Raw genomic sequence first — 20,507 nt, forward strand, 5'->3', positions numbered from 1 at the left:
CTGGCCTGTTATGGTGGTTCGAACCGAAGGGGAGTAGTCCCAATCGTGTGATCGACACACTGGCGCTTCATCGCGCCCGGTCGCACGGGCCTCACGCGGGCGGACGAGACCTTCGGCCTGGCAGCCATGCGACAAGTCGCTGCCGGGCCGAAGTCGTGCCCGCATCTCCCCGGGCCATCGCTTCCGGCCCGGTCGCGCGGAAGAGGACCGTTGGAAGCGTTCTGGATCAGTCTCGGCGTCATCTTCGTGGCCGAGCTCGGCGACAAGAGCCAGCTCATGGCGATGACGTTCGCGACCCGTTTCAAGACCTGGCCCGTGCTCGCGGGCATCACGATCGCCACGACCTTCGTCCACCTGCTGAGCGTCGCCGTGGGCGGCCTGATCGGCGACGCGCTGCCGACGACGGCCATCTCGGTGGTGGCCGGGCTCGCCTTCCTCGGGTTCGCGGCGTGGACGTTGCGCGGTGACGAACTGACCGAGGACGAGGCGCAGAAGGCCCGGCACACCACCAGGAACGCCCTGGTCGCGGTGACGGTGGCGTTCTTCCTCGCCGAGCTGGGCGACAAGACGATGCTGGCCACGATCACGCTCGCCACGCAGCACGGCTGGGTCGGCACCTGGATCGGCTCGACGGTCGGCATGGTGGCGGCCGACGCCCTGGCCATCGTGGTCGGGCGGCTGATGGGCCGGCACCTCCCCGAGAAGATCATCAGGTACGGCGCCGCCGCCGCGTTCGCGGTGTTCGGCATCGTGCTCCTGGTCGAGCCGTTCCTCTGAGGAGGCCTACGGCGACAGCAGCGACAGGCGGTGGGCCGCCGCGGCCGCCTCACCCCGGGTGGTCACGCCCAGCTTGGCCAGGATGTTCGACACGTGCACGCTCACCGTCTTCGCCGAGATGAACAGCTCGGCGGCGATGTCCCGGTTGGTCCGGCCCTCGGTGACCAGGCGCAGCACCTCGAGCTCGCGCGGCGTCAGCAACTCCGACTGTTCCTGCCCCTGCGTGAGCCCGCCCACCCGGCGGGACAGCGCCTCGATCTCCGCGACGAGCGGCGTCGCGCGCAGCGCCTCGGCCAGCGGCAGGGCCGCCTTCAGCCGCGTCGCCGCCGCCTCGCGGTCGCCGCCGCGCGCGCTCTCGCCCGCCGCCCGCAGCAGCGCCTTGGCCTGGTTGTGCGGGCGATGGAGCCGCTCCCAGGCCGCCGCGGCGGCGTCGTACTCTCCCACGAACGACAGCCGGTACGCCTCCACGACCGGCCCGGTGGTCGACAGCTCGGCCGCCACCTCCGAGGCGTGCCGGCGTACGGCCGCGGCCCGTTCGGGCTCGGTGCTCCCGGCGGCGTCGCAGACCGTGCGCAGCAGGGCGAGCAGCCGCCAGCCGAGCATGGCCTTGCTCGACTGCCGGTTACGCGACAACACCCGCTCGGCCGCGCCCAGGGCGGCGCCGGGCTCACCCTTGGCGAGGTGCCAGCGCATGAGCAGGCGGGCGTTGTGGGTGATGTCCTGGACGAACTCCTCCTGGCGCTCCTTCAGGACGCCGACCTCGGACAGGATGCCCTCGGCCAGCCGCAGCTCACCCCTGGCCATCGCGATGTCGGCGCGCACCCGCAGCAGGGCGTACCGGGTGCGCAGGACGGGCCCGTGGCCGAGCGCGGTCTCGACGGTCTCGATGGCCTCGTCCCAGCGGCCGAGCGACTCCAGCACCTCGGCCCGGTTGTTCAGGATGAACAGGCCGCTGCCGCGCAGCCTGCCGTACTGCTTGGCGAGCCGCCAGCCGTCCAGCGCCACGCGCAGGGCCTCGTCGTCGCGGCCCATGTCGGTCAGGGCGTCGATGTTGTTGCCTATGGCCCTGGCGATGATGCGTCCGGAGTTCGCCGCCCTGCCGAGCTCCAGGGCCTGCTCGTTGACCGTGATCGTGGCTTCCAGCTCGCCGTTGAGCGAGTGGCCGAGCGCCAGGTTCATCAACAGGTCGGCTTCGAGGCTGCGTTCGCCGTACTCCCTGACCACCCGCAGGCCGTCGGAGATCAGCTCGCTCGCCTCGGCGATCTCGCCTCTCAGCATGAGGTTGCGGCTCAGCGGCGTGACGACCTCGGCCCAGTCGAGGCTGTTCCCGGGTACGAGCCGCAGCGCGTGCCTGAGGTCGTCGATGACGCCCGGATGTCCTTTGGAGGTCTTGATGCCGGCCCGCCGCACGATCAGCTGGGCCACCCGCGCCGGCTCCGCGGCCTCGTCCAGCTGGGAGAGCGCGCCTTTGACGAACTTGAGCCCGGCGTCCACGTCGCCGCCGGCGTTGGCCGCCTGGGAGGCCCGTTCCAGGACGGCGGTGTGGTCGGCGCCGATCAGCTCGGCCGCGTCGGGCACGCGGTCCCACAACATGAGGACCCGTTCGAGCAGCGGGACGGCCTCGGTGTAGGCGTACGCCTTGAACGACTTCTGCGCGGCCTCCCAGGCGGAGATGAGCGCCCAGTGGTCGTCGCGGGCGCCGTACCAGTGGTGGGCCAGTTCGACGGCGGCGCGCCCCGGCGGGACCAGCCTGCGGTCCTTGGAGATCTCCTCGGCGTACCTGGCGTGCAGCCGCTGGTGCTCGCCGGGCAGCAGCTCGTCGTGGACGGCCTCGCGGATCAGGGAGTGGCGGAAGAGGTAGGCGCGGCTGTCGGCGATCTGCAGCACGTTGCCCGCGATCGCGGGGCGCAGCGCGGTCTCCAGCTCGATGTCGGACAGGCCGCTCACGGCGGCCAGCAGCGCGTGGCTGACCCGGGTGCCGCCGGCCGCGGCGACGCGCAGCACCCGCTGGGTCTCCTCGGGGAGGCGTTCGACGGCGCTGAGGATGAGGTCCTGCATGGAGTCGGGGACGGTGCAGTCCTCGCCGCTGTCGAGCAGGGCCTCGACGAACAGCGGGATGCCCTCGCTGCTCTCGTAGACCTTCTGGACCTTGGCGTACTGCGGAACCTCGCCGAGGATCCCGGCCATCTGCTGGGCGACCTCGTCCCGCGACAGGCGCGGCAGGTCGAGCCGGTGCACGCCGTTGACCCGCCCCAGCTCCGCCAGCACCGGCCTGAGCGGGTGCTGGCGGTGCAGGTCGTCGGAGCGGTAGGTCATGACGATGAGGACCTGCGGCGTGTGCAGGTTGCGGCTGAGGAAGGCGATGAGGTCGCGGCTGGACCTGTCGGCCCAGTGGATGTCCTCGATGACGAGGACGGTGGGAGCGCTCGCCGCGAGGCGTTCGAGCAGGGTGAGGAACTGCTCGAAGAGCCTGGCGCGGCCGGCGTCGGTCTCGCCGTCGCCGTTGGGCTCCCCGAACTCGGGCAGCAGCCGGGCGAGGTCGCGGGCGGCGCCGTCGGGCAGCAGCCCGGTCACCGTGTCGGGTCCCCGCTCCCTGACGAGCTGCCGGAGCGCGGCGGTGAAGGGCGCGTAGGCCAGGCCCTCGGTGGACAGCTCGACGCAGCCGCCGTACAGCACGTGCGCGCCCCCGGCGGCGCAGTGCTCGGCGAAGCGGTGGACGAGCCTGGTCTTGCCGACCCCCGCCTCACCGCCGATGAGGACGGCGGTCACCGCGCCTTCGAGCGCCTCGTCGAACGACTCTGAGAGCGCTTTGATCTCCTCTTGCCGCCCCACGAAGACGGGACTGACCGATCGTCCCCGCATGTCATCCAGCATGTCACGCCTTATCGGTTACTTTCGACGCCTTTATGGCCGTTGTCGCGGACGTCACGGAGGCACGTAGGCCCGGCCACGAGGAAGTACGTGGCCGGGCACTCGTGGGGCGGTCATGACGAGCGGCGCTTGCCGAAGACCGAGCGGCGCCCGGCCTTGTTCGCCTGCTGCGCCTCGCGTACCCGCCGGTGCTCGGCGGCCGTCCTGCGCAGTTCGCTGGCGTGGTTCTTCATGAGCTCGTACTCGATCTCGGGATTCACGGTGTCTCCTGCGTTTTCGTGCTTTTTCCTGACACCCTCAAGACTCGTGCTAAGGCCCCGGCCCCCACATCGGGTGGATGCCCTATCTCCGGTACGCGGGCACGCCGGCCCTACCTAGGACCTGCGGCACGACCGCCCTAAGGGGTTGTCGCTGAACTTTCGATCTTGGAAATCGCCGTCATAGAGGGCCGAGAGGAGGCCCGCGGCAGCGTCTTCCTGATGGGGACGGGTGTGGTGGTCGTGGCTTTTTGGGTGCTGGTGGTCATGCGGTGCGCCGGCTCAGTGTGGTGGGGTGCTGGTGACGGACGGGCGGTGCTGCCCGGCCTGTGGGACTCGCCTGCCTGGGTCGATGCGGCGGGACGCTCGTTTCTGTTCGGATGTGTGCCGGGCCAGGCACCGGTGGTTGTTGTTGCGGATCCGGGTCAAGGTTGAGGTGATCCAGAACCCCTCGCCGGAGCATCAGTTGTCCGGAGTGCTCGCGGTCGTGGCTGGAGGGTGTGGATCATCCCGTAAGGATGATCTATTGCTCGCCGCGCTGCCGGACTGCGGGTTGGCGGCGTCGCAGAGCCGGTGAGAACGGCGTCACGGTGACGCCGTTTCTTTCGGATCGTTGATCACTAATTGTCCTCATATGGCGGGGCGGGGAGAAGTCTGTAACCAGGGCATTGTCACCGATTGTGCGTGGGTGGAGACTTCGCGCTAGCACTCGTAGGGGTGCTCAGACGCGAGGAGGGGCGCGATGACCACCATGATCGGGAGGGTGACGCAGGAGCGCTACAAGCAGTTGGTCGCCGACGGGCTGGAACAGCTCGCCGTCCAAGGACGCACGCAACTGATGCTCGGCGATCATGCGCTGGAGATCGAGCCGATGAACCCGCGGGGCGGGTCGCATGCCGGCCCCGGGGAGGAGCCGTTCGGCGTCCGGCAGCCGCTGGCCCAGTACGCCGAGGACCTGGACATGCCGCTGACCACCCTGCTCGATAACCGGTGGGTGGCCTCCCGCTGGCCCAAGGAGCGTCGCCAGCACGGCGTATCGTACGTCGTGCACAAGGCCCTGGCCGGCATCGCGGACGAGGGCGTGCGCTTCGCCAAGATCCTCGACCCGCCCTGGCACGAGAAGTCGCAGACCCGCCGGTGGACGCAGGACGCCGCCAAGCGGGAGGCCGGCCAGCGGGTCAACCGCCCCACCACGGTGCAGGAGAAGGTCAACAAGGTCCACGACCTGCTGGAGGACGAGAAGGGCCCAGGTAGCGACCGATCTGTTGCGCCAGCCGCAGGTCGTATTAGAGGTTGTCGAGGACCAGACCGCCATGCACCTGGTCAACCGGGCGCAGGTCGACCGGTCTCACCGCATCGCCCAGCAGCGGCTGGAGGTCGTGCCCCAGCCGGCCAAGCAGGCCATCGAGCGGGCGCGGGAACAGGTGCGCCACAGCCGGGAGTACGTCGACCTGGTCGGGGCCTGCGCCACGTTCGTGGCCACGGCTGGCCGGATCGTGCCGACCTTGCGCGGGCACGCCTTCACCGAGGAGGAGCGCGAGCGGGTGCACGCCAACCTGGCGCGCGTGCGGGGCGCGACCGAATGGATCGGCCAGGCGATCGACACCGGTGACCTGTCTTTGGATGAGGGCCTGGCCGCGTTACTGCGGGGCGAGTGAGCCTGCCATGGCCTCCTCCACGCCAGGACGGGGGCAGCGAGCAGGCAGCAGGCCAGGCTGCCGACGAACGTGTGTGGTGAACGAGTCCGGATGGCGTTGATGGAAGCGCGTCCGGCCGGGCTCACCACCCGGCACCGCCGGCTATACCAACGCCGCGCTGTCCCTGCTCGCCCAGGCCCGCGCCGTCCTGGCCGCGGCCGTCACCGCCGACCGAGCGGCCGGTGCCACCTGGGACGAGATCACCGCAGTTCTGGATGTCAGTTCGAACACCGCCGCCCGCCGCTACCGCACCTGACGGCGAGCTGGTCTCGCGGCTCAGTCTTCGACCCTCCCACTCGGGTTCGTGCGATGAGCCCCAAGGTAACTGTCTGTGCTTCGGCCTGCCAGCGGCCGGGGTGTGGCGGTGCCCGGCCTGACCAAGCTGCACCAAGACCCCCCCGGCTGGTCGCAGGGCGTGCTGATCGGCTTCGCCGCCCTGTCGGAGCGCGCCTATCCGGCCGCATTGGACGCCCTGTCGGAGGCCATGGCCGAGGCGTGCTCGCGGCCAGAACCCTCATGAACCCGCCGAGGGGGTTGGGGACGGGCGGTCGTAGACGCCGACGGCCCAGCTGCCTGGCCGTTCACCGACCTTGGAGGACAGGCGTTCGAGAACTTCGGGGCGCATAAGAGCGTGGGCGGCGGCTTCGTCGTCACACTCCTTGGACTTCGGGGCGAGGGGGCAGCCGGCGACGGCTTGCGCCACCTCCCGGACGGGGGCGTCGGCAGGGAAGACCCAGACCTTCAGCGACTGCGGGCGCTTCAGCCAGTCGGCGGGTGCGGACAACTTGTCGTGATGTCCGCCCCCCGGGGGGTCGCACCGCCCGGCGGTTCCACCTATTTCGCCGCCCTTGAGCTTGGTCTGTATGACTACCCACGCTCGGGCATCATCACAGACCACCTTGTATCCGGTGTAGTAGCTGGCCGGGGTGAACGTCACCGTCTTGGCGGCGCCCGTGGTCGTGAAGCGCTCGGAGCGCAGGAGGGGCAGGTAGAAGTTCTTACCCCCCAACACCACGTGGAGGCTTTCGGGAAGCTTCACAGCGGGCTTGACCTGGGCCGAGTCTGCGGGAGACTGGGCCACCGTCGACCTGTCCAGCCGGGACGCTCCGGCCAGCAGGCCGTTCACCAGTCCCGCGGCGACGACGGCGATGGCCAGCGCACCCCCAGCTGCCACCGCCCGCCGCGCACGGCGGATGCGGCGTCCCCGCCGGATGATCGTGTCGAGATGAGCGGTGGGTCCGCCGCCCGCCCGTTCTTGGCCACGTTCGTTCAGCAGCCGTTCCAAGTCGCTCGTGCTGTGCGTCATCGCTGGGCCCTCTCCACCTGCATCGTCTGAATGTCCGGATCGACCCGAAGGCGGGTGAGAGCCCGGCTGAGCTGGCTCTTCACCGCGCCCAACGAGCAGCCGACAATGTCGGCGACCTGGGTGAGCGTCCGCCCCTCGAAGTAGTGCAGAACGATCACCGCGCGCTGGCGTGAAGACAGCGTGCCGATCGCGCTCCACAGAGCGTCCCGCTCGTCCACCTCACCGGCCCGGTCGCGCGGATCGGCCCTCTCGGGCAGGCTCTCCGCCGGGACCTCCCCACGCCAGCGCCGGCGCCACCAGGACGCGTGGGTGTTCACGATGATCCGATAGACGTACGGATCGGGGTTGCCCTCGATCCGCCGCCAGGCAACCCATGCCTTGGCCAGCGCGGACTGCACGAGATCCTCGGCCGTGCCCCAGTCCCGGGCGAGAAGATACGCCATCCGGCACAGCCGCAAGTGGCGTTGCGCCACATATTCGGCGAACCCGTCGTCCATCCACCATCTCCGTCTCGATCGTCTCTGACGATGACTACAACCTGGGAGCGGCGAACGGTTTACCGAAGGTCCGCAGAAAGCCTCGGCACCTCAAAGAGCTTTACACCTACCCCTGCAGCGGTTACAGACTGCGGCCGTGCTTCGGCGAAGCTAGATCATCCACCCAGCATCGGAGAGTTCAGCAACAACCTCTAAGGTGGTCTGGTTTGGAGGTGGAGGCCCTGGTCGGCGATGCTGTGATGGTGTCAACTGTGACTACCTCGCTCACGGACGTCGCTTCGTCCGACACCGCGTTGCGAGCATTCCTGCACGGCCTGCCCGGTGTCGACCGGGTCGGCGCGGACCAGCGGGCGGCGATGCTGGGCACCCGTTCGATCAAGACCACGGCCAAGGCGCAGGCCATCGACCTCGCCATCTCGATGGTCGACCTGACCACGCTGGAAGGGGCCGACACGGCCGGCAAGGTGCGCGCGATGTGCGCCAAGGCCGTGCGGCCCGGCGGTGACGCGCCCAAGGTGGCGGCCGTCTGCGTCTATCCCGACCTCGTCCCCGTGGCGGTCGGGGCGCTCGGCGGCACCGGGGTCAAGGTGGCCTCCGTGGCGACCGCGTTCCCGAGCGGCCGCTCCTCCCTCGACGTCAAGGTCGGTGAGACCGCGGCGGCGGTGGCGGCCGGCGCAGACGAGATCGACATGGTGATCGACCGGGGCGCGTTCCTGTCCGGCCGCTACATGAAGGTCTACGACGAGATCGTCGCGGTGAAGGCGGCCTGCGGGGCGGCCCACCTGAAGGTGATCCTCGAGACCGGCGAACTGGCCACCTACGACAACGTCCGGCGGGCGTCCTGGCTGGCGATGCTGGCCGGCGCCGACTTCATCAAGACCTCGACGGGCAAGGTGTCGCCGGCGGCGACACCGCCGGTGACGCTGATCATGCTGGAGGCGGTGCGCGACTTCCGCGACGCGACCGGCCGCCAGGTGGGGGTCAAGCCGGCCGGCGGCATCCGCACCGCCAAAGACGCCATCAAGAACCTGGTGCTGGTCAACGAGACGGCCGGCGACGACTGGCTCTCGCCCGACTGGTTCAGGCTGGGCGCGTCGTCGCTCCTCAACGACCTGCTCATGCAGCGCCAGAAGCTGTCCACCGGCCGCTACGCGGGCCCCGACTACTTCACCCTGGACTGATGATGGCGATCTTCGAGTACGCACCCGCGCCCGAGTCGCGCGACGTCGTCGACATCAGGCCCTCATATGGGCTGTTCGTTAACGGTGAGTTCGTCGACGGCTCCGGCACCCCGTTCAAGACGGTCAACCCCGCCACCGAGGAGACGCTGGCCGAGGTGGCCACGGCCTCCTCCGACGACGTCGACAGGGCCGTGCAGGCCGCGCGCAAGGCGTTCGGCGTCTGGAGCGCCCTGCCCGGCGCCGAGCGGGCGAAATACCTGTTCAGGATCGCGCGGATCATCCAGGAACGCGCCCGCGAGCTGGCCGTGCTGGAGTCGCTCGACAACGGCAAGCCCATCCGCGAGTCGCGCGACGTGGACGTGCCGCTGGTGGCGGCCCACTTCTTCTACTACGCGGGGTGGGCCGACAAGCTGGCCTACGCCGGGTTCGGCGAGCCCAGGCCGCTCGGCGTGGCCGGGCAGGTCATCCCGTGGAACTTCCCGCTGCTCATGCTGGCCTGGAAGATCGCTCCCGCGCTGGCCTGCGGCAACACGGTGGTGCTCAAGCCGGCCGAGACGACGCCGCTGACCGCGCTGGCCTTCGCCGACATCTGCCGCCAGGCCGAGCTACCGCCGGGCGTGGTCAACATCGTGACCGGCGCGGGCGAGACCGGCGCCGCCGTGGTCGGCCACCCCGACGTCGACAAGGTGGCCTTCACCGGCTCCACCGAGGTGGGCCGGATCATCGCGCGCGCGGTGGCGGGCACCGGCAAGAAGCTGACCCTGGAACTGGGCGGCAAGGCGGCCAACATCGTGTTCGAGGACGCCGCCGTCGACCAGGCCGTCGAGGGCATCGTCAACGGCATCTTCTTCAACCAGGGCCACGTGTGCTGCGCCGGGTCGCGGCTGCTGGTGCAGGAGTCCGTGCAGGAGGAGGTGCTGGAGTCGCTGCGCAGGCGGCTGAGCACGCTGAGACTGGGCGACCCGCTCGACAAGAACACCGACATCGGCGCGATCAACTCCGCCGAGCAGCTGGCGAAGATCCGTTCGCTGAGCGACCTCGGCGAGAGCGAGGGCGCGCAGCGCTGGTCGCCCGCCTGCGAGCTGCCGGACAAGGGGTTCTGGTTCCCGCCGACCGTCTTCACCGGGGTCGCGCAGTCGCACAGCATCGCCAGGCAGGAGATCTTCGGCCCCGTGCTGTCGGTGCTGACCTTCCGCACGCCGGCCGAGGCCGTCGAGAAGGCCAACAACACGCCGTACGGGCTGTCCGCCGGCGTCTGGACGGAGAAGGGCTCGCGCATCCTGTGGATGGCCGACCGGCTGAGGGCGGGGGTCGTCTGGGCCAACACGTTCAACAAGTTCGACCCGGCCTCCCCGTTCGGCGGCTACAAGGAGTCGGGATACGGCAGGGAAGGCGGGCTGCACGGGCTGGAGGCGTACCTCGATGTGTGAGCGTCACCAACCGGGCCGCACGCCCGGCTCCCGGTGCGGGCTGCGCCGCGGGCGCGCCGCGAGCGGGCATGCCTTCGCCAGGGCCGGGCGTCCCGTGCGCACCGGCCTGTTCGCGCACCGCTGCGGCGTGAGCCGGTGCGGCCAGGTGTTCGTGCTGGTCGAGATGTCGCAGGAGTCCACGTGGAGGGGGCGCGGCGATGAGTAGGTTGTCCGTCAGAAAGACCTACAAGCTGTACATCGGAGGGGCGTTCCCGCGCTCGGAGAGTGGGAGGTCCTACCCTGTGACCTCGGCCAAGGGCGACTTCCTCGCCAACGCATCGCGCGCCTCGCGCAAGGACGCCCGCGACGCCGTGGTGGCCGCCCGCAGGGCGTTCCCCGGCTGGTCGGGCGCGACCCCCTACAACCGGGGGCAGATCCTCTACCGCGTGGCCGAGATGCTGGAGGGCCGGCGCGGCCAGTTCGTCGAGGAACTCGGCGGCGGCAAGCGGGCGGCGGCCGAGCGGGTCGACGCGACGGTCGACCGGCTCGTCTGGTACGCGGGATGGTCCGACAAGATCGCCGCGGTGCACGGTGCGGCCAACCCGGTGGCGGGTCCTTACTTCAACCTGTCGTCGCCCGAGCCGACCGGCGTGGTGGCCGTCGTGGCGCCCGACGATCCGCTGCTCGGGCTGGTGTCGGTGGTCGCCCCGGTGATCGTCACCGGAAACACCTGCGTGGTGGTGGCCTCCGAGCCGTCCCCGCTCGCGGCGATCACCCTGGCCGAGGTGCTGGCCACGTCCGACCTGCCGGGCGGGGTCGTCAACATCCTCACCGGGTCGCAGGCCGAGCTGGCTCCCTGGCTGGCCGGCCACATGGACGTCAACGGGCTCGACCTGACCGGGGTCGACGACGCCGATCTCGCGCTGCGGTGCGAGCAGGCGGCGGCGGAGAACCTCAAGCGGGTGCTGCGGCCCGCCCCGCAGGACTGGACGGCCGACCCCGGGACCGGGCGGATGACCCGGTTCCTCGAGACCAAGACCGTCTGGCACCCGATCGGCATCTGACCACGCCGTCCCCTCGGTCCAGGCCGGGGGGACGGAGGCGAGGTCCGCTCCGCCGAAGCCGGCCCGTACGCACGCGAGAGATTCAGAAGCCGAGGCCCGGCGGCCTGAGCGGCGGATGCGCGGTCTGCAACTGCGCCGCCAGGCCGAGCAGGTGCGGCTCGCCGCCGGGCGGGGCCACGATCTGCACCGCGATGGGCAGCGCGCTCGAATGCGTGGCGATGGGCACGGTGATCGCGGGCCAGCCGCACATGTTCCACGCGCCGGTGGCGGGGGCGTACCTGACGTTCGTCACCGTGTTGCGGACGAAACCGCGCGACCCCCAGCGGTCGGCCAGCGGCGGGAGCGCGGCCAGCGCGGGCATGATCATGGCGTCGGCGTTGCCGAACCACTGGTCGGCGCCGTAGCCGCTCCAGCGCTCCCGGCCGCGCGCGCCGTCCAGCTTGAGCGCGCCGAGGGCCCGGCCCGCGCGGCTCAGCGCCCGCGTACGCCGCTCCAACCGCCCCCGGTCCAGGCCGTCCGCCGCCGCCGCGGACCTGACCAGCCACGCCGCCACCGACGCCGGCCCCAGCCAGGCGGGCAGCCTGCGGGTGTGCTCGACCACCGTGTGCCCGGCCACGCGCAACGTCTCGCCCGCCGCGCGTACGGCGGCCTGGAACTCCTTGTCCACGGGCAGGCCCGCGGGCAGCGGCTGCGGGGCGTACGCCACCCGCAGGTCGAACGGCTCAGGCCCCTCGGGCGGCGGTTGCGGCTCCCACACCTTGTCGTCGTCGGCCCAGACCGAACGCAACATGGGCGGGCTCGGCTCCTCCCGCCGCCCCGACCGCCACGCACGGGCCAGCGTGGGGTCAGCCGCCAGCACCGACAGCGCCAGCGCCAGGTCCGGGGCCGTCCGGGCCAGCGGGCCGTTCTCGCACAACCGGTCCCAGTCGTCGGAGGGCGGCGGCACCAGCCCGGTGCCCGGCTTGATGCCGAGCACCCCGCAGCACGCCGCCGGGATGCGTACCGAACCCATGCCGTCGTTGCCGAGCGCCAGCGGCACCATGCCCGCGGCCACCGCCGCGGCGCTGCCCGCCGACGAGCCGCCGGGCGTGCGCGCCAGCTCCCACGGGTTGCGCGCGATGCCGTAGGCGCTGTCGCCGAACGCGACCAGCCCCAGCTCCGGCAGGTTCGTCAGGCCGACGACGACCGCGCCCGCCGCGCGCAGGCGGGCCACCGTCTCGTGGTCCTGCCGCGCGGGCACGTCGGGCGTCGCCACCGAACCGGCGCGCATGGTCTCGCCGGCCACCTCCACGTTGTCCTTCACCGCCACCGGCACGCCCGCCAGCGGCAGCTCCGCGAGGTCGCGCCGCTTCTGCAACGCGCGCGCCTCGTCCACCGCCTGCTCTCTGACCAGCCGGAAGGCCCGTAATCTCGGGTCGCGCTCCGAGATGGCATGGAGATGCTCCTCGACGACGGCCACGGCAGTGACGTCCCCGTTCCTGACGGCCGTCGCGATCTCGACAGCGGACCTGCCTGCCCACAACATGACTAGAGTGTGCAGCTTTTCCCATGGGGACGCGAGCCTGTATAAGGTCGGTACGCGTGAACGGATCGTCCCTCGCCCGCCGTCAGCGCTCCCTCGGTGACCGCTCGGCCGAATTCCCGCTGTTCCCGCCACTGACCCGGGGCTGCCCCCGCACCAGCACCGACGAGATCGCCTACCCGCTCGACGTCGACTACGACTACGACCAGGTCGACCCGGCGCTGTTCGCGCAGGAGCCCGGCCCCGACATCGCGCGCTGGTCGCCGCTGCTGCCGCCCCTGGAGGCCCCCACGCTGGGGGAGGGCGGGACACCGCTGGTGGAGTTCGACGGCGTCCACGTCAAGGACGAGTCGCGCAACCCCACCTGGTCCCACAAGGACCGCCTGAACCGGGTGACCGTCAGCGCCGCCCTCGCCGCGGGCGCGCCCGGCATCGTCGTGGCCTCCTCCGGCAACCACGGCGCCTCGGCCGCCGCCTACGCGGCCAGGGCCGGGCTGCCCGCGATCGTGCTGAGCTCCGCCACCTCGCCGCCCGCCGTCCAGTCCTTCGCGCGCTCGTACGGCGCCAAGGTCGTGTCCGTGCCCATCGAGGCGCGCTGGCCGCTGCTGCGCGAGGTCGTCGACCGGCTCGGCTACCACCCCGTCAGCAACCAGACCGTGACCCACACCGGGCACCCGTTCGGGCCGGAGGGCTACAAGACGATCGCGTACGAGCTGTTCCGGCAGCTCGGACGGGCACCCGCGGCCGTCTTCGCGCCCACCGGCTACGCCGAACTGCTCTACGGGGTGTGGAAGGGATTCACCGAGCTGCGGCGGCTGGGGGTCGCCGGCACCGTGCCCCGGATGTACTCCTGCGAGACCGCGGCGGGCGGCCCCCACGCCAGGGCCCTGTCCACCGGCGCGCCCGCCGCGATCGTCGAGCTCGGACGCAGCGACGCGTACGGCATCGCCGGGCCGGTCGGCGGCCACCGCGGGGTGCTGGCCGTGCGGGACAGCGGCGGCGAGGCGGTGCTGGTGACCGACGAGGAACTGCGCGCGGCGCAGCGCGACCTGGCCGGGCAGGGCATGTGGCAGGAGCTGTCGGGGGCGGCGGGCGTGGCCGGTCATCGCCGGCTCGGACGCGACTTCGACGGGCCCGTGGTGTGCATCGCCACGTCCAGCGGCTTCAAGGACGTGGGCGTGGGGTCCGAGAGCTTCCCCGCCCCGCCGGCCCCTACCCTCGACGACCTCCTGCCCTGAGCGCGCGAGGGGTGGTCAGGACCTGAGCCAGACGCGGAGCGGACCGATCGAGGTGAAGCCGTGGCCGAGGGGGACCTCCAGGTCGCTCTCGTAGCCGACCAGCGGGCGGCCCGGCAGGAGTTCGGCGGCCATGGCCAGCGTGCCGGCCCACGCGGTGCCGGAGTCGCAGCCGGAGGCGAAGACGTTGGAGACGCCCGCCACCCCGTCGCCCGGGGTGAGCACCGAGCCGCAGACGATCTCGCCGCCGGCCCTGGCGCCGAGGATGCGCACCTCCTCCTTCAGCAGCGCGGGCGGGAACAGGCCCGTCACCTCGCCGCCGAAGGCCGCCCGCTCCCACTCGCCCAGCGTGGCCGCGTCGCCGACGACCTCCCACGCGATCGCGGTGTCCGCCCGCCCGGGCGCGGGCCGGTGGATCCACTGGGCCTCGAACAGCACGTCGAAGCCCGGAAGGTCGAGTGCCGCGTAACTGTCCTTGACCGACGCTCCCGGCCCCGCGTCGATGCCGCTCAGCACGTCGGCCGCCGTCGTGTCGGGAGAGAGCGTGACGGCGTCGGGGTAGAACATCGGCGTCCTGACGGAGCTGGCCCAGACCCTGCCGCCGTGGTACGTGCCGGGCACGCCGTGGGCGCGGCACATCGTGTCGCACCACCCGGCGTTGTCGTGCACGGCCGCCACTCGCAGGTCGGTCATGGTGCGCTCCGTTTCGCTCGCCTGGTCGGCGTGGCTGTCAGGGGGTCCTCCGGCCACGGGTGCCTGGGGTAGCGGCCGCGGAGTTCGGCGCGTACGGACCGGTAGCCGTCACGCCAGAACGAGGCCAGGTCCGCGGTGACCGCCACCGGCCGGCCCGCAGGGGAGAGCAGGTGCACCAGCACCGGCACGCCGGAGATCTCCGGTGTCTCCTGCCGGCCGAACAACTCCTGCAGCTTCACCGCCAGCACCGGCTGCTCACCCGAGTAGTCCACCCGGACGCGGGAACCGCTCGGGACCTCGATCCGTTCGGGAGCGGCCACCTCCAGCCGCTCGCTCCACGGGATCAGGCGCCGCAGCGCGGACGCCACGTCGATGCGTTCGAGGTCGGCGCGGCGGCGGGCCCTCGACAACTCGGGTTCGAGCCACTGGTCGGCCAGGTCGGCGAGCGCGTCCACCGGGGGCCACGGCGGGCCGATCGCGCGGTGGCAGAAGGCCAGGCGGTCCCTGAGGTCCCTGGCCTGCTTCGTCCAGGTCAGGACGTCTTCCGTGCGCAGGCCGTACAGGATGGCCGCGCGGACGTCGGCGTCCTTGAGCGGTGTCGCGGACAGCTCGATCGCGCCCAGGCGCTCCACCCGGCGGGCGGAGACGTCGCCGCGCCGCTCACCCGGCGGCACCCGCCAGGCCACCTCGTCCTCCGTGGTGACGGGGCAGGCCAGCCTGGCGGTCTCCTCGTCGATGACGACCGCCTGGCGTACGCGGGCCGACGCCGAACCGGCCGGGCGGTCGGCCACGGCGATGGCCAGCCAGGTCGCGGTGGCCAGCTTCGAGCTCTCCGCCAGCTGGGCCTGGGTGCCGGACGCCATGAGATAGCCGCCGCCCCTCCTGCGCGCCACCCGCTCGGGGAACGCCAGCGCCACGGCCGCCCCGGCCGTCTCTTCGTCCACCCCCGCGGCCTCGCTCGCGTGGTGTCCGGTGGCGGTGCGGCGCAGGCGGGCGGTCTCGCGGCGCCAGCGGGCGGTGTACGGGGTGCCGCCGCGCCGGGCCGTACGCCAGAGCTCCACCAGGTCGTCGCCCGCCTCGCGCGGCGGCTGCTCCGACAGCAGGGCCACCACCTCGGCGGCGCGGGGCCCGAGGTCGATCAGGGCGCGGGCCAGGCGCGGGTGCACGCCCGCGAGCGCCATCCGCTGCCCGCGGCCGGTCACCCGCCCCCCGTCCACAGCTCCGAGAGCCTCCAGCACGCGGGTGGCGGCGGACATCGCGGCGGCCGGCGGCGGGTCGAGGAGCGCCAGCCCGGACGCGTCCGGCGCGCCCCAGCAGGCCGCCTGCAGCGCGAACCCCGTCAGGTCGGCCAGCACGATCTCCGGCCTGGCGTGGTCGGCGAGGCGTTCGTGGTCGGCGGCCGGCCAGCAGCGGTAGACCGCGCCGGGAGCCTCACGGCCCGCCCGTCCGGCCCGCTGGTCCGCCGACGCCTTCGACACCCTGACCGTGGTGAGCGAGCCGAGGCCGCGGGCGTGGTCGGTGCGCGGTTCGCGGGCCAGCCCCGAGTCGACCACCACCCGGACGCCGGGGACGGTCAGGCTCGACTCGGCGACCGACGTGGCCAGCACCACCCTGCGGGCCGTGCCGGGCGACAGCACGGCGTCCTGGACCCGGGCCGGAGCCTGGCCGTGGACCTGCAGCACCTCCACGCCGGCTCCCGCCAGCAGCCCCGCGACCTTCGCGATCTCGCCCACGCCGGGCAGGAAGCACAGGACGTCGCCGTCCCGCTCCGCGAGCGCCCGCCGTACGGTCGCGGCCACGTGGGACAGCAGCGCGGGATCGACGCGCAGGCCGTGCGGCGGGGTGGCCGGGCGCGGCGGGGGCGCCCACACCGTCTCCACCGGGTGCGTGGCGCCGGTGGCCGCGACGACGGGCCCGCCCAGCAGCCGCGACCACGGCTGCGCGTCGGCGGTGGCGGACGTGGCCAGCAACCGCAGGTCGGGCCGGAGCGTGTCGCGTACGTCGAGGAGGAACGCGAGCGCGGTGTCGGCGTCGAGGTGGCGCTCGTGGCACTCGTCGAGCATGACCGCGTCGACGCCGGGCAGCTCCTGGTCCCGCTGGAGGCGCTGGAGCAGCACGCCGGTGGTGACGACCTCGACCATGGGGTTCGCTCCGGTGTGGCGTTCGCCGCGGATCGTGTAGTTCACGCCCATGCGCCGGGCGGCCGCGCGTACGGCCAGGCGCCGCGGTTCGGCCACCAGCACCCGCATCCCGGCCTCGGCCAGGGCCAGGGGCACGACCGTCGTCTTGCCGGTGCCGGGCGGGGCGGTGAGGACGGCGGTGCCGTGCCGGTCGAGCGTGCCGAGCAGCTCGGGCAGGACGTGGTGGATGGGCAGTCCGGGTCCGGTCATGGCGAGCGGGTCAACCCCGGCCGCGCTCGCCGGATGCGGTGAGGCGCGGGCGGTCGCCGGGCGCGGCGCCGGGCGTCGTTTCGGCCGGGCGGTCGCCGGACGCGGTGAGGATCGAGTCGAGCAGGCCGGGGAAGCGGGCGTCGAGGTCGTCGCGGCGCAGGCTGATGTATTTCAGCCGCCCCTCCTGCTTGGTGAGGACGACTCCTGCCTCCCTGAGCGCCCGGTTGTGGTGTGAGGCCGTCGACTTGTGCACGCCGAGGTGGTCGGTGGCCTCTCCGCAGGTCAGCTCGCCCACCGTGGCCAGCCGGGCGACGATCTTCAGCCGGATCGGGTCGGCGAGCGCCCGCAGGACCTCGGTGAGCTCGATGTCCTCCGTCGCCGGGTGCGGGAGCGAACGCATAGATGCATCGTACCCTGTCGCATTGTTTGACAACCATCAAACAATGCGACAGTTTGATGTCCGTCCAACTGTTCCTCTGGAGGGTATCGTGAGCACACGGCTCTACCCGCTGGCTGCCGGAAATTTCGCGATCGGCACGGGCATGTTCGTCACGGCCGGCCTGTTGCCGCCCATCTCGGCGGACCTCGACGTCTCCCCGGCGGCGGCCGGTCAGCTCATGACCGTGTTCGCGCTGACGTACGCGGTGTTGTCACCCCCGCTCGCCGCCGTGACCGCGCGCATGCCGCGCAGGACGCTGCTGCTCACGGGGATGGGCGTGTTCGTGCTGGGCAACGCGCTGACCGCGCTGGCGCCGACGTACGCGCTGGTTCTGGCCACCCGGGTGCTCGCCGCGGCCGGCGCCGCCATGTTCACGCCCACCGCGTCGGCCGTGGCGAGCGCGCTGAGCGCTCCCGAGCGTCGCGGCCGTGCGCTGGCGCTGGTGATCGGCGGGCTGAGCCTGGCGTCCGCGATCGGCGTGCCGCTCGGCACCTGGCTGGGCGACGCCGCGAGCTGGCGGGCCACGCTCTGGCTGGTCGCCGGGCTCGGGGTCGCCGGGTTCGCCGGAGTGGCCGTGCTGGTGCCCGACGTCACGATCCCGATCTCGGGGCGGCTGAAGGACCGGTTCGTGCCGCTGGCCGACCGGCGGGTGCTGGCGGTGCTGGGCACGCACGTGCTGATGTTCGCCGCGAGCTTCGCCGCCTACACCTACCTCGGGTCGCTGTTCGACCTGCCGCTGGCGGCCGTGTTGTGGGCGTGGGGGCTCGGCGCCGTCGTCGGCAACCAGCTCGGCGGGCGGCTCACCGACGCGTACGGCCCGCGCCGTATGATCCTGATCGCCCTGGTCGCAGGCACCATCTTCCTGGCCCTGATCCCCGTCGCGAACCTCGCGCTGCCCGTCGCGCTGGTGTGGGCGTTCCTGTGGAGCGCGCTCGGCTGGCTGCTCGCACCCGCCCAGCAGTTCAGGACCGTGGCCGCGGTGCCGGACAACGTCCCCGTCGGGCTGGGCCTGCTGTCGTCGGCGCAGTATCTGGGGTTGTTCGTGGCCGGGCTGGCGGGCGGCGCGGCGCTCGGCGCGTTCGGCAGGCCAGGTGTGATCGTGTTGTCCGCCGGGCTGGGGCTGGCGGCCCTGCTGTTCACGCTGGTCACCTACCGGGCCGAGGCGGTCCCCGTGATCTCCTCCAGGGAGAGCGCGCCCGTCAGGTAACGCTGGATGCCCGGCGTCACCGTGCGCGCCACCAGGTGGACGGGCATCGAGGCGAGCGGGTCGACCTTGAGGACGTAGCGCATCATCGCCACGCCCATCATCTGCGAGGCCGCGAACAGGCCGCGGATCTCGGGGTGGTCACGTGACAGGCGTCCGGCGAGCGGGGTCAGCAGCTCCCTGCGCATCAGGTCCTTCAGCAGGTCGGCCGCCGCGGGAGAGGCCGCCGCCGCGTGCAGCACGGCCGCGAAGGTGGGGCCGTGCGACGGGTCCTCCCACAGGTGGAGGTAGCGCGTGACGAGCCGCTCGGCGAGGTGCTCCTCGTCGCCCTCGAAGGCCTCGACCAGCAGCGCCACCGGCATGCTTTTCTTGATCGCCGCGTCGAACAGGCCGTCCTTGCTGCCGAAGAAGTGCATCACCAGCGCGGGGTCGACGGCCGCCTCACGGGCCACGCCCCTGATCGTCGTGCCCGGATAGCCCCTGGACACGAACGACGCGACCGCCTTCGACAGGATCAGCTCCCTGGTCTGCGGATTACCCGGACGCCTGCCCCGTTCTCCGGCCATGAGGCCATTCAATCAGGGACGCCGCTCACGGCCGATCCGGGTCAGAATGGTCGCCATGCCTGACAAAAACGACCCGCGCGAAGAGCCCGCCCCCGCCGACGGCCCCGCGCACCGCGACGACGACCGGCCCCCCGGCGGTCCGGGCGTCGAGCCGGGTGACGGCGAGCTGAGTGACGTCGAGCCCGGTGACGGCGATCCGCGGGACAATCCCGCGCCTTTCGCCGCCGTCGTCCTGCTGACGGCCGGGGTGGCGGTGGCGGTCATGGTGATCTCCGCCCTCATGTCGGACCCGCCGGGGGCGAAGTTCGTCCTCGGCGGCCCGATCGCCACCGTGATCTACGGGGTGGTCTCCCACGAGGTGTGGTGGCCGCGCTGGTGGGGCGCGATCCCGGGCGCGATCGCCGGCCTGGCCGGCTATTTCGAGGGCCGCGCCGCGCTGGCCGACCTCGTCGGCGACGCCTGGGCCCACCCGGTCGCGTACGTCGCCGCCTGGACGTTGTTCGCCGTCGTCTTCGCCCTGTGCAGCCGCTTTCCCCGCACCTTCAGCCGTTCGCCGGGATCCAGCCCAGCGTGACCGCCAGGATGACGAAGAACCCCAGGATGATCCGGTAGATCACGAACGGGGTGAAGCGGTGGGTGCTGATGTACCTGAGGAACCAGGCCACTGCCAGATAGCCCACGACGAACGAGATGACCGTGGCCAGGATGGTGGGGCCCCACGCGGGCGCGGGGCCCTCGCCGATCTCGCGCAGTTCGTACAGGCCGGAGGCCAGGACGGCGGGGATCGCCAGCAGGAACGAGTATTTCGCGGCGTCCTCGCGGCGGTAGTCGAGCAGCAGGCCGGCGGTGACGGTGCCGCCGGAGCGGGACACGCCGGGGATCAGGGCGAGCGCCTGGGCGCAGCCGTAGACGAGGGCGTGGGGCAGGCTCAGGTGCTTCTCCAGCGTGAGCTTGTTGCGGGCCGTGCGGTCGGCCAGCCACAGGATGCAGGCGAAGACGATGAGCGTGGTGCCGACCAGCCGCAGGTCGCGGAAGACGGTCTCGATCTGGTCTTTCAGCAGCAGGCCGAGGATGCCGATGGGCAGCGAGCCGGCGATGATGTACCACCCCATGCGGGCCGCCCAGTGGCCGCGCAGCTCCTTGATGAACAGGGAGCGGGTCCAGGTGGAGACGATCTCCCAGATCTCCTGGCGGAAATAGATCAGCACGGCCGTCTCGGTGCCGAGCTGGATGACCGCGGTGAACGCCGCTCCCGGGTCCTGCCAGCCGACGAAAGCGGAGACCACACGGATGTGGGCGCTGGAGGAGATCGGCAGGAACTCCGTGAGCCCCTGCAGCAGCCCCAGCACCACCGCTTCTAGCCAGCCGATCACGACGAAACCTTCCGAGACAGCGGGAG

The 20,507-nt window shown here is 72.0% G+C and carries 20 protein-coding genes and 1 pseudogene; 11 read left to right on the forward strand and 10 right to left on the reverse strand.

Annotated elements, in window-relative coordinates:
• The first annotated feature begins 210 nt into the window (after nucleotides 1-210).
• Nucleotides 211-777: a TMEM165/GDT1 family protein gene (locus E1295_RS00470; protein ID WP_132627614.1), complete on the forward strand. Its 567-nt coding sequence runs from the start codon at nucleotides 211-213 to the stop codon at nucleotides 775-777.
• A gap of 6 nt (nucleotides 778-783) precedes the next feature.
• Here E1295_RS00470 and E1295_RS00475 read toward each other — a convergent pair whose 3' ends face one another.
• On the reverse strand, nucleotides 784-3,639 hold the full coding sequence (locus tag E1295_RS00475; RefSeq protein ID WP_246079745.1) for an ATP-binding protein: 2,856 nt from the start codon (nucleotides 3,637-3,639) through the stop codon (nucleotides 784-786).
• A gap of 122 nt (nucleotides 3,640-3,761) precedes the next feature.
• On the reverse strand, nucleotides 3,762-3,908 hold the full coding sequence (locus tag E1295_RS48405) for a hypothetical protein (protein ID WP_166427013.1): 147 nt from the start codon (nucleotides 3,906-3,908) through the stop codon (nucleotides 3,762-3,764).
• Nucleotides 3,909-4,073: 165 nt separating this feature from the next.
• On the opposite strand from E1295_RS48405, the gene E1295_RS00480 reads away from it, so the two are divergent.
• The 3 genes and pseudogenes from E1295_RS00480 (at nucleotide 4,074) to E1295_RS00490 (ending at nucleotide 6,122) form a co-directional block, all read left to right on the forward strand.
• Nucleotides 4,074-4,340 (forward strand): hypothetical protein, encoded by a 267-nt coding sequence (locus E1295_RS00480; RefSeq protein ID WP_132627616.1) that lies wholly within the window; start codon nucleotides 4,074-4,076, stop codon nucleotides 4,338-4,340.
• 526 nt (nucleotides 4,341-4,866) lie between these two features.
• Nucleotides 4,867-5,563: pseudogene (locus E1295_RS49900) on the forward strand (DUF6192 family protein).
• Nucleotides 5,564-5,933: 370 nt separating this feature from the next.
• On the forward strand, nucleotides 5,934-6,122 hold the full coding sequence (locus E1295_RS00490) for a hypothetical protein (protein WP_132627618.1): 189 nt from the start codon (nucleotides 5,934-5,936) through the stop codon (nucleotides 6,120-6,122).
• On the opposite strand, the gene E1295_RS00495 is transcribed toward E1295_RS00490, so the two are convergent.
• On the reverse strand, nucleotides 6,117-6,908 hold the full coding sequence (locus E1295_RS00495; protein ID WP_132627619.1) for a hypothetical protein: 792 nt from the start codon (nucleotides 6,906-6,908) through the stop codon (nucleotides 6,117-6,119). The two genes, E1295_RS00490 and E1295_RS00495, sit on opposite strands and share 6 nt — an antisense overlap.
• Nucleotides 6,905-7,405 carry a SigE family RNA polymerase sigma factor gene (locus tag E1295_RS00500; protein ID WP_132627620.1) on the reverse strand — a complete coding sequence of 167 codons (501 nt, stop codon included), beginning with the start codon at nucleotides 7,403-7,405 and terminating at the stop codon, nucleotides 6,905-6,907. The genes E1295_RS00495 and E1295_RS00500 overlap by 4 nt, the downstream gene beginning before the upstream one ends.
• Nucleotides 7,406-7,644: 239 nt before the next feature.
• Here E1295_RS00500 and deoC point away from each other — a divergent pair, with 239 nt between their 5' ends.
• Genes deoC through E1295_RS00520 form a run of 4 tightly spaced genes read left to right on the forward strand, consistent with a single transcriptional unit; the run spans nucleotide 7,645 to nucleotide 11,059 of the window.
• A complete protein-coding gene (gene deoC / locus E1295_RS00505; RefSeq protein WP_132627621.1) occupies nucleotides 7,645-8,586 on the forward strand; it encodes a deoxyribose-phosphate aldolase in 942 nt (313 codons plus the stop codon).
• A complete protein-coding gene (locus tag E1295_RS00510) occupies nucleotides 8,586-10,016 on the forward strand; it encodes an aldehyde dehydrogenase family protein (RefSeq protein WP_132627622.1) in 1,431 nt (476 codons plus the stop codon). The genes deoC and E1295_RS00510 overlap by 1 nt, the downstream gene beginning before the upstream one ends.
• Complete coding sequence (locus E1295_RS00515) at nucleotides 10,009-10,221, forward strand: hypothetical protein (protein WP_132627623.1); 213 nt, start codon at nucleotides 10,009-10,011, stop codon at nucleotides 10,219-10,221. Before E1295_RS00510 ends, E1295_RS00515 begins: the two co-directional genes overlap by 8 nt.
• Nucleotides 10,214-11,059, forward strand: a complete 846-nt coding sequence (locus E1295_RS00520) for an aldehyde dehydrogenase family protein (protein ID WP_132627624.1) — start codon at nucleotides 10,214-10,216, stop codon at nucleotides 11,057-11,059. Before E1295_RS00515 ends, E1295_RS00520 begins: the two co-directional genes overlap by 8 nt.
• An 82-nt stretch (nucleotides 11,060-11,141) precedes the next feature.
• On the opposite strand, the gene E1295_RS00525 is transcribed toward E1295_RS00520, so the two are convergent.
• Complete coding sequence (locus E1295_RS00525) at nucleotides 11,142-12,584, reverse strand: amidase (RefSeq protein ID WP_132627625.1); 1,443 nt, start codon at nucleotides 12,582-12,584, stop codon at nucleotides 11,142-11,144.
• A gap of 56 nt (nucleotides 12,585-12,640) precedes the next feature.
• Between E1295_RS00525 and E1295_RS00530 the strand changes: the two genes are divergently transcribed.
• Entirely contained in the window at nucleotides 12,641-13,819 is a 1,179-nt protein-coding gene (locus E1295_RS00530; RefSeq protein ID WP_220448479.1) for a threonine synthase, read from the forward strand.
• Nucleotides 13,820-13,834: 15 nt separating this feature from the next.
• Here the strand turns inward: E1295_RS00530 and E1295_RS00535 are convergent, their stop codons facing one another.
• The 3 genes from E1295_RS00535 to E1295_RS00545 are packed head-to-tail and all read right to left on the reverse strand — an operon-like array spanning nucleotide 13,835 to nucleotide 17,299.
• Complete coding sequence (locus E1295_RS00535) at nucleotides 13,835-14,509, reverse strand: hypothetical protein (RefSeq protein WP_132627627.1); 675 nt, start codon at nucleotides 14,507-14,509, stop codon at nucleotides 13,835-13,837.
• Entirely contained in the window at nucleotides 14,506-16,899 is a 2,394-nt protein-coding gene (hrpB, locus tag E1295_RS00540) for an ATP-dependent helicase HrpB (protein ID WP_132627628.1), read from the reverse strand. Before hrpB ends, E1295_RS00535 begins: the two co-directional genes overlap by 4 nt.
• A gap of 10 nt (nucleotides 16,900-16,909) precedes the next feature.
• A complete protein-coding gene (locus E1295_RS00545) occupies nucleotides 16,910-17,299 on the reverse strand; it encodes an ArsR/SmtB family transcription factor (RefSeq protein ID WP_132627629.1) in 390 nt (129 codons plus the stop codon).
• An 88-nt stretch (nucleotides 17,300-17,387) separates the two neighbouring features.
• Here E1295_RS00545 and E1295_RS00550 point away from each other — a divergent pair, with 88 nt between their 5' ends.
• Nucleotides 17,388-18,545, forward strand: coding sequence for an MFS transporter (locus E1295_RS00550; protein ID WP_166427015.1), 1,158 nt, complete (start codon nucleotides 17,388-17,390; stop codon nucleotides 18,543-18,545).
• Here E1295_RS00550 and E1295_RS00555 read toward each other — a convergent pair.
• Nucleotides 18,488-19,108, reverse strand: a complete 621-nt coding sequence (locus E1295_RS00555; protein WP_132627631.1) for a TetR/AcrR family transcriptional regulator — start codon at nucleotides 19,106-19,108, stop codon at nucleotides 18,488-18,490. The genes E1295_RS00550 and E1295_RS00555 overlap by 58 nt on opposite strands.
• A 55-nt stretch (nucleotides 19,109-19,163) precedes the next feature.
• Here E1295_RS00555 and E1295_RS00560 point away from each other — a divergent pair, with 55 nt between their 5' ends.
• Nucleotides 19,164-19,682, forward strand: a complete 519-nt coding sequence (locus E1295_RS00560) for a hypothetical protein (RefSeq protein ID WP_132627632.1) — start codon at nucleotides 19,164-19,166, stop codon at nucleotides 19,680-19,682.
• Here the strand turns inward: E1295_RS00560 and E1295_RS00565 are convergent.
• Nucleotides 19,651-20,481 (reverse strand): undecaprenyl-diphosphate phosphatase, encoded by an 831-nt coding sequence (locus E1295_RS00565; protein WP_132627633.1) that lies wholly within the window; start codon nucleotides 20,479-20,481, stop codon nucleotides 19,651-19,653. The genes E1295_RS00560 and E1295_RS00565 overlap by 32 nt on opposite strands.
• Between the last annotated feature and the right edge of the window lie 26 nt (nucleotides 20,482-20,507).

The sequence above is a fragment of the Nonomuraea mesophila genome (genome assembly GCF_004352805.1).
In the GTDB taxonomy this organism is placed as follows: domain Bacteria; phylum Actinomycetota; class Actinomycetes; order Streptosporangiales; family Streptosporangiaceae; genus Nonomuraea; species Nonomuraea longispora.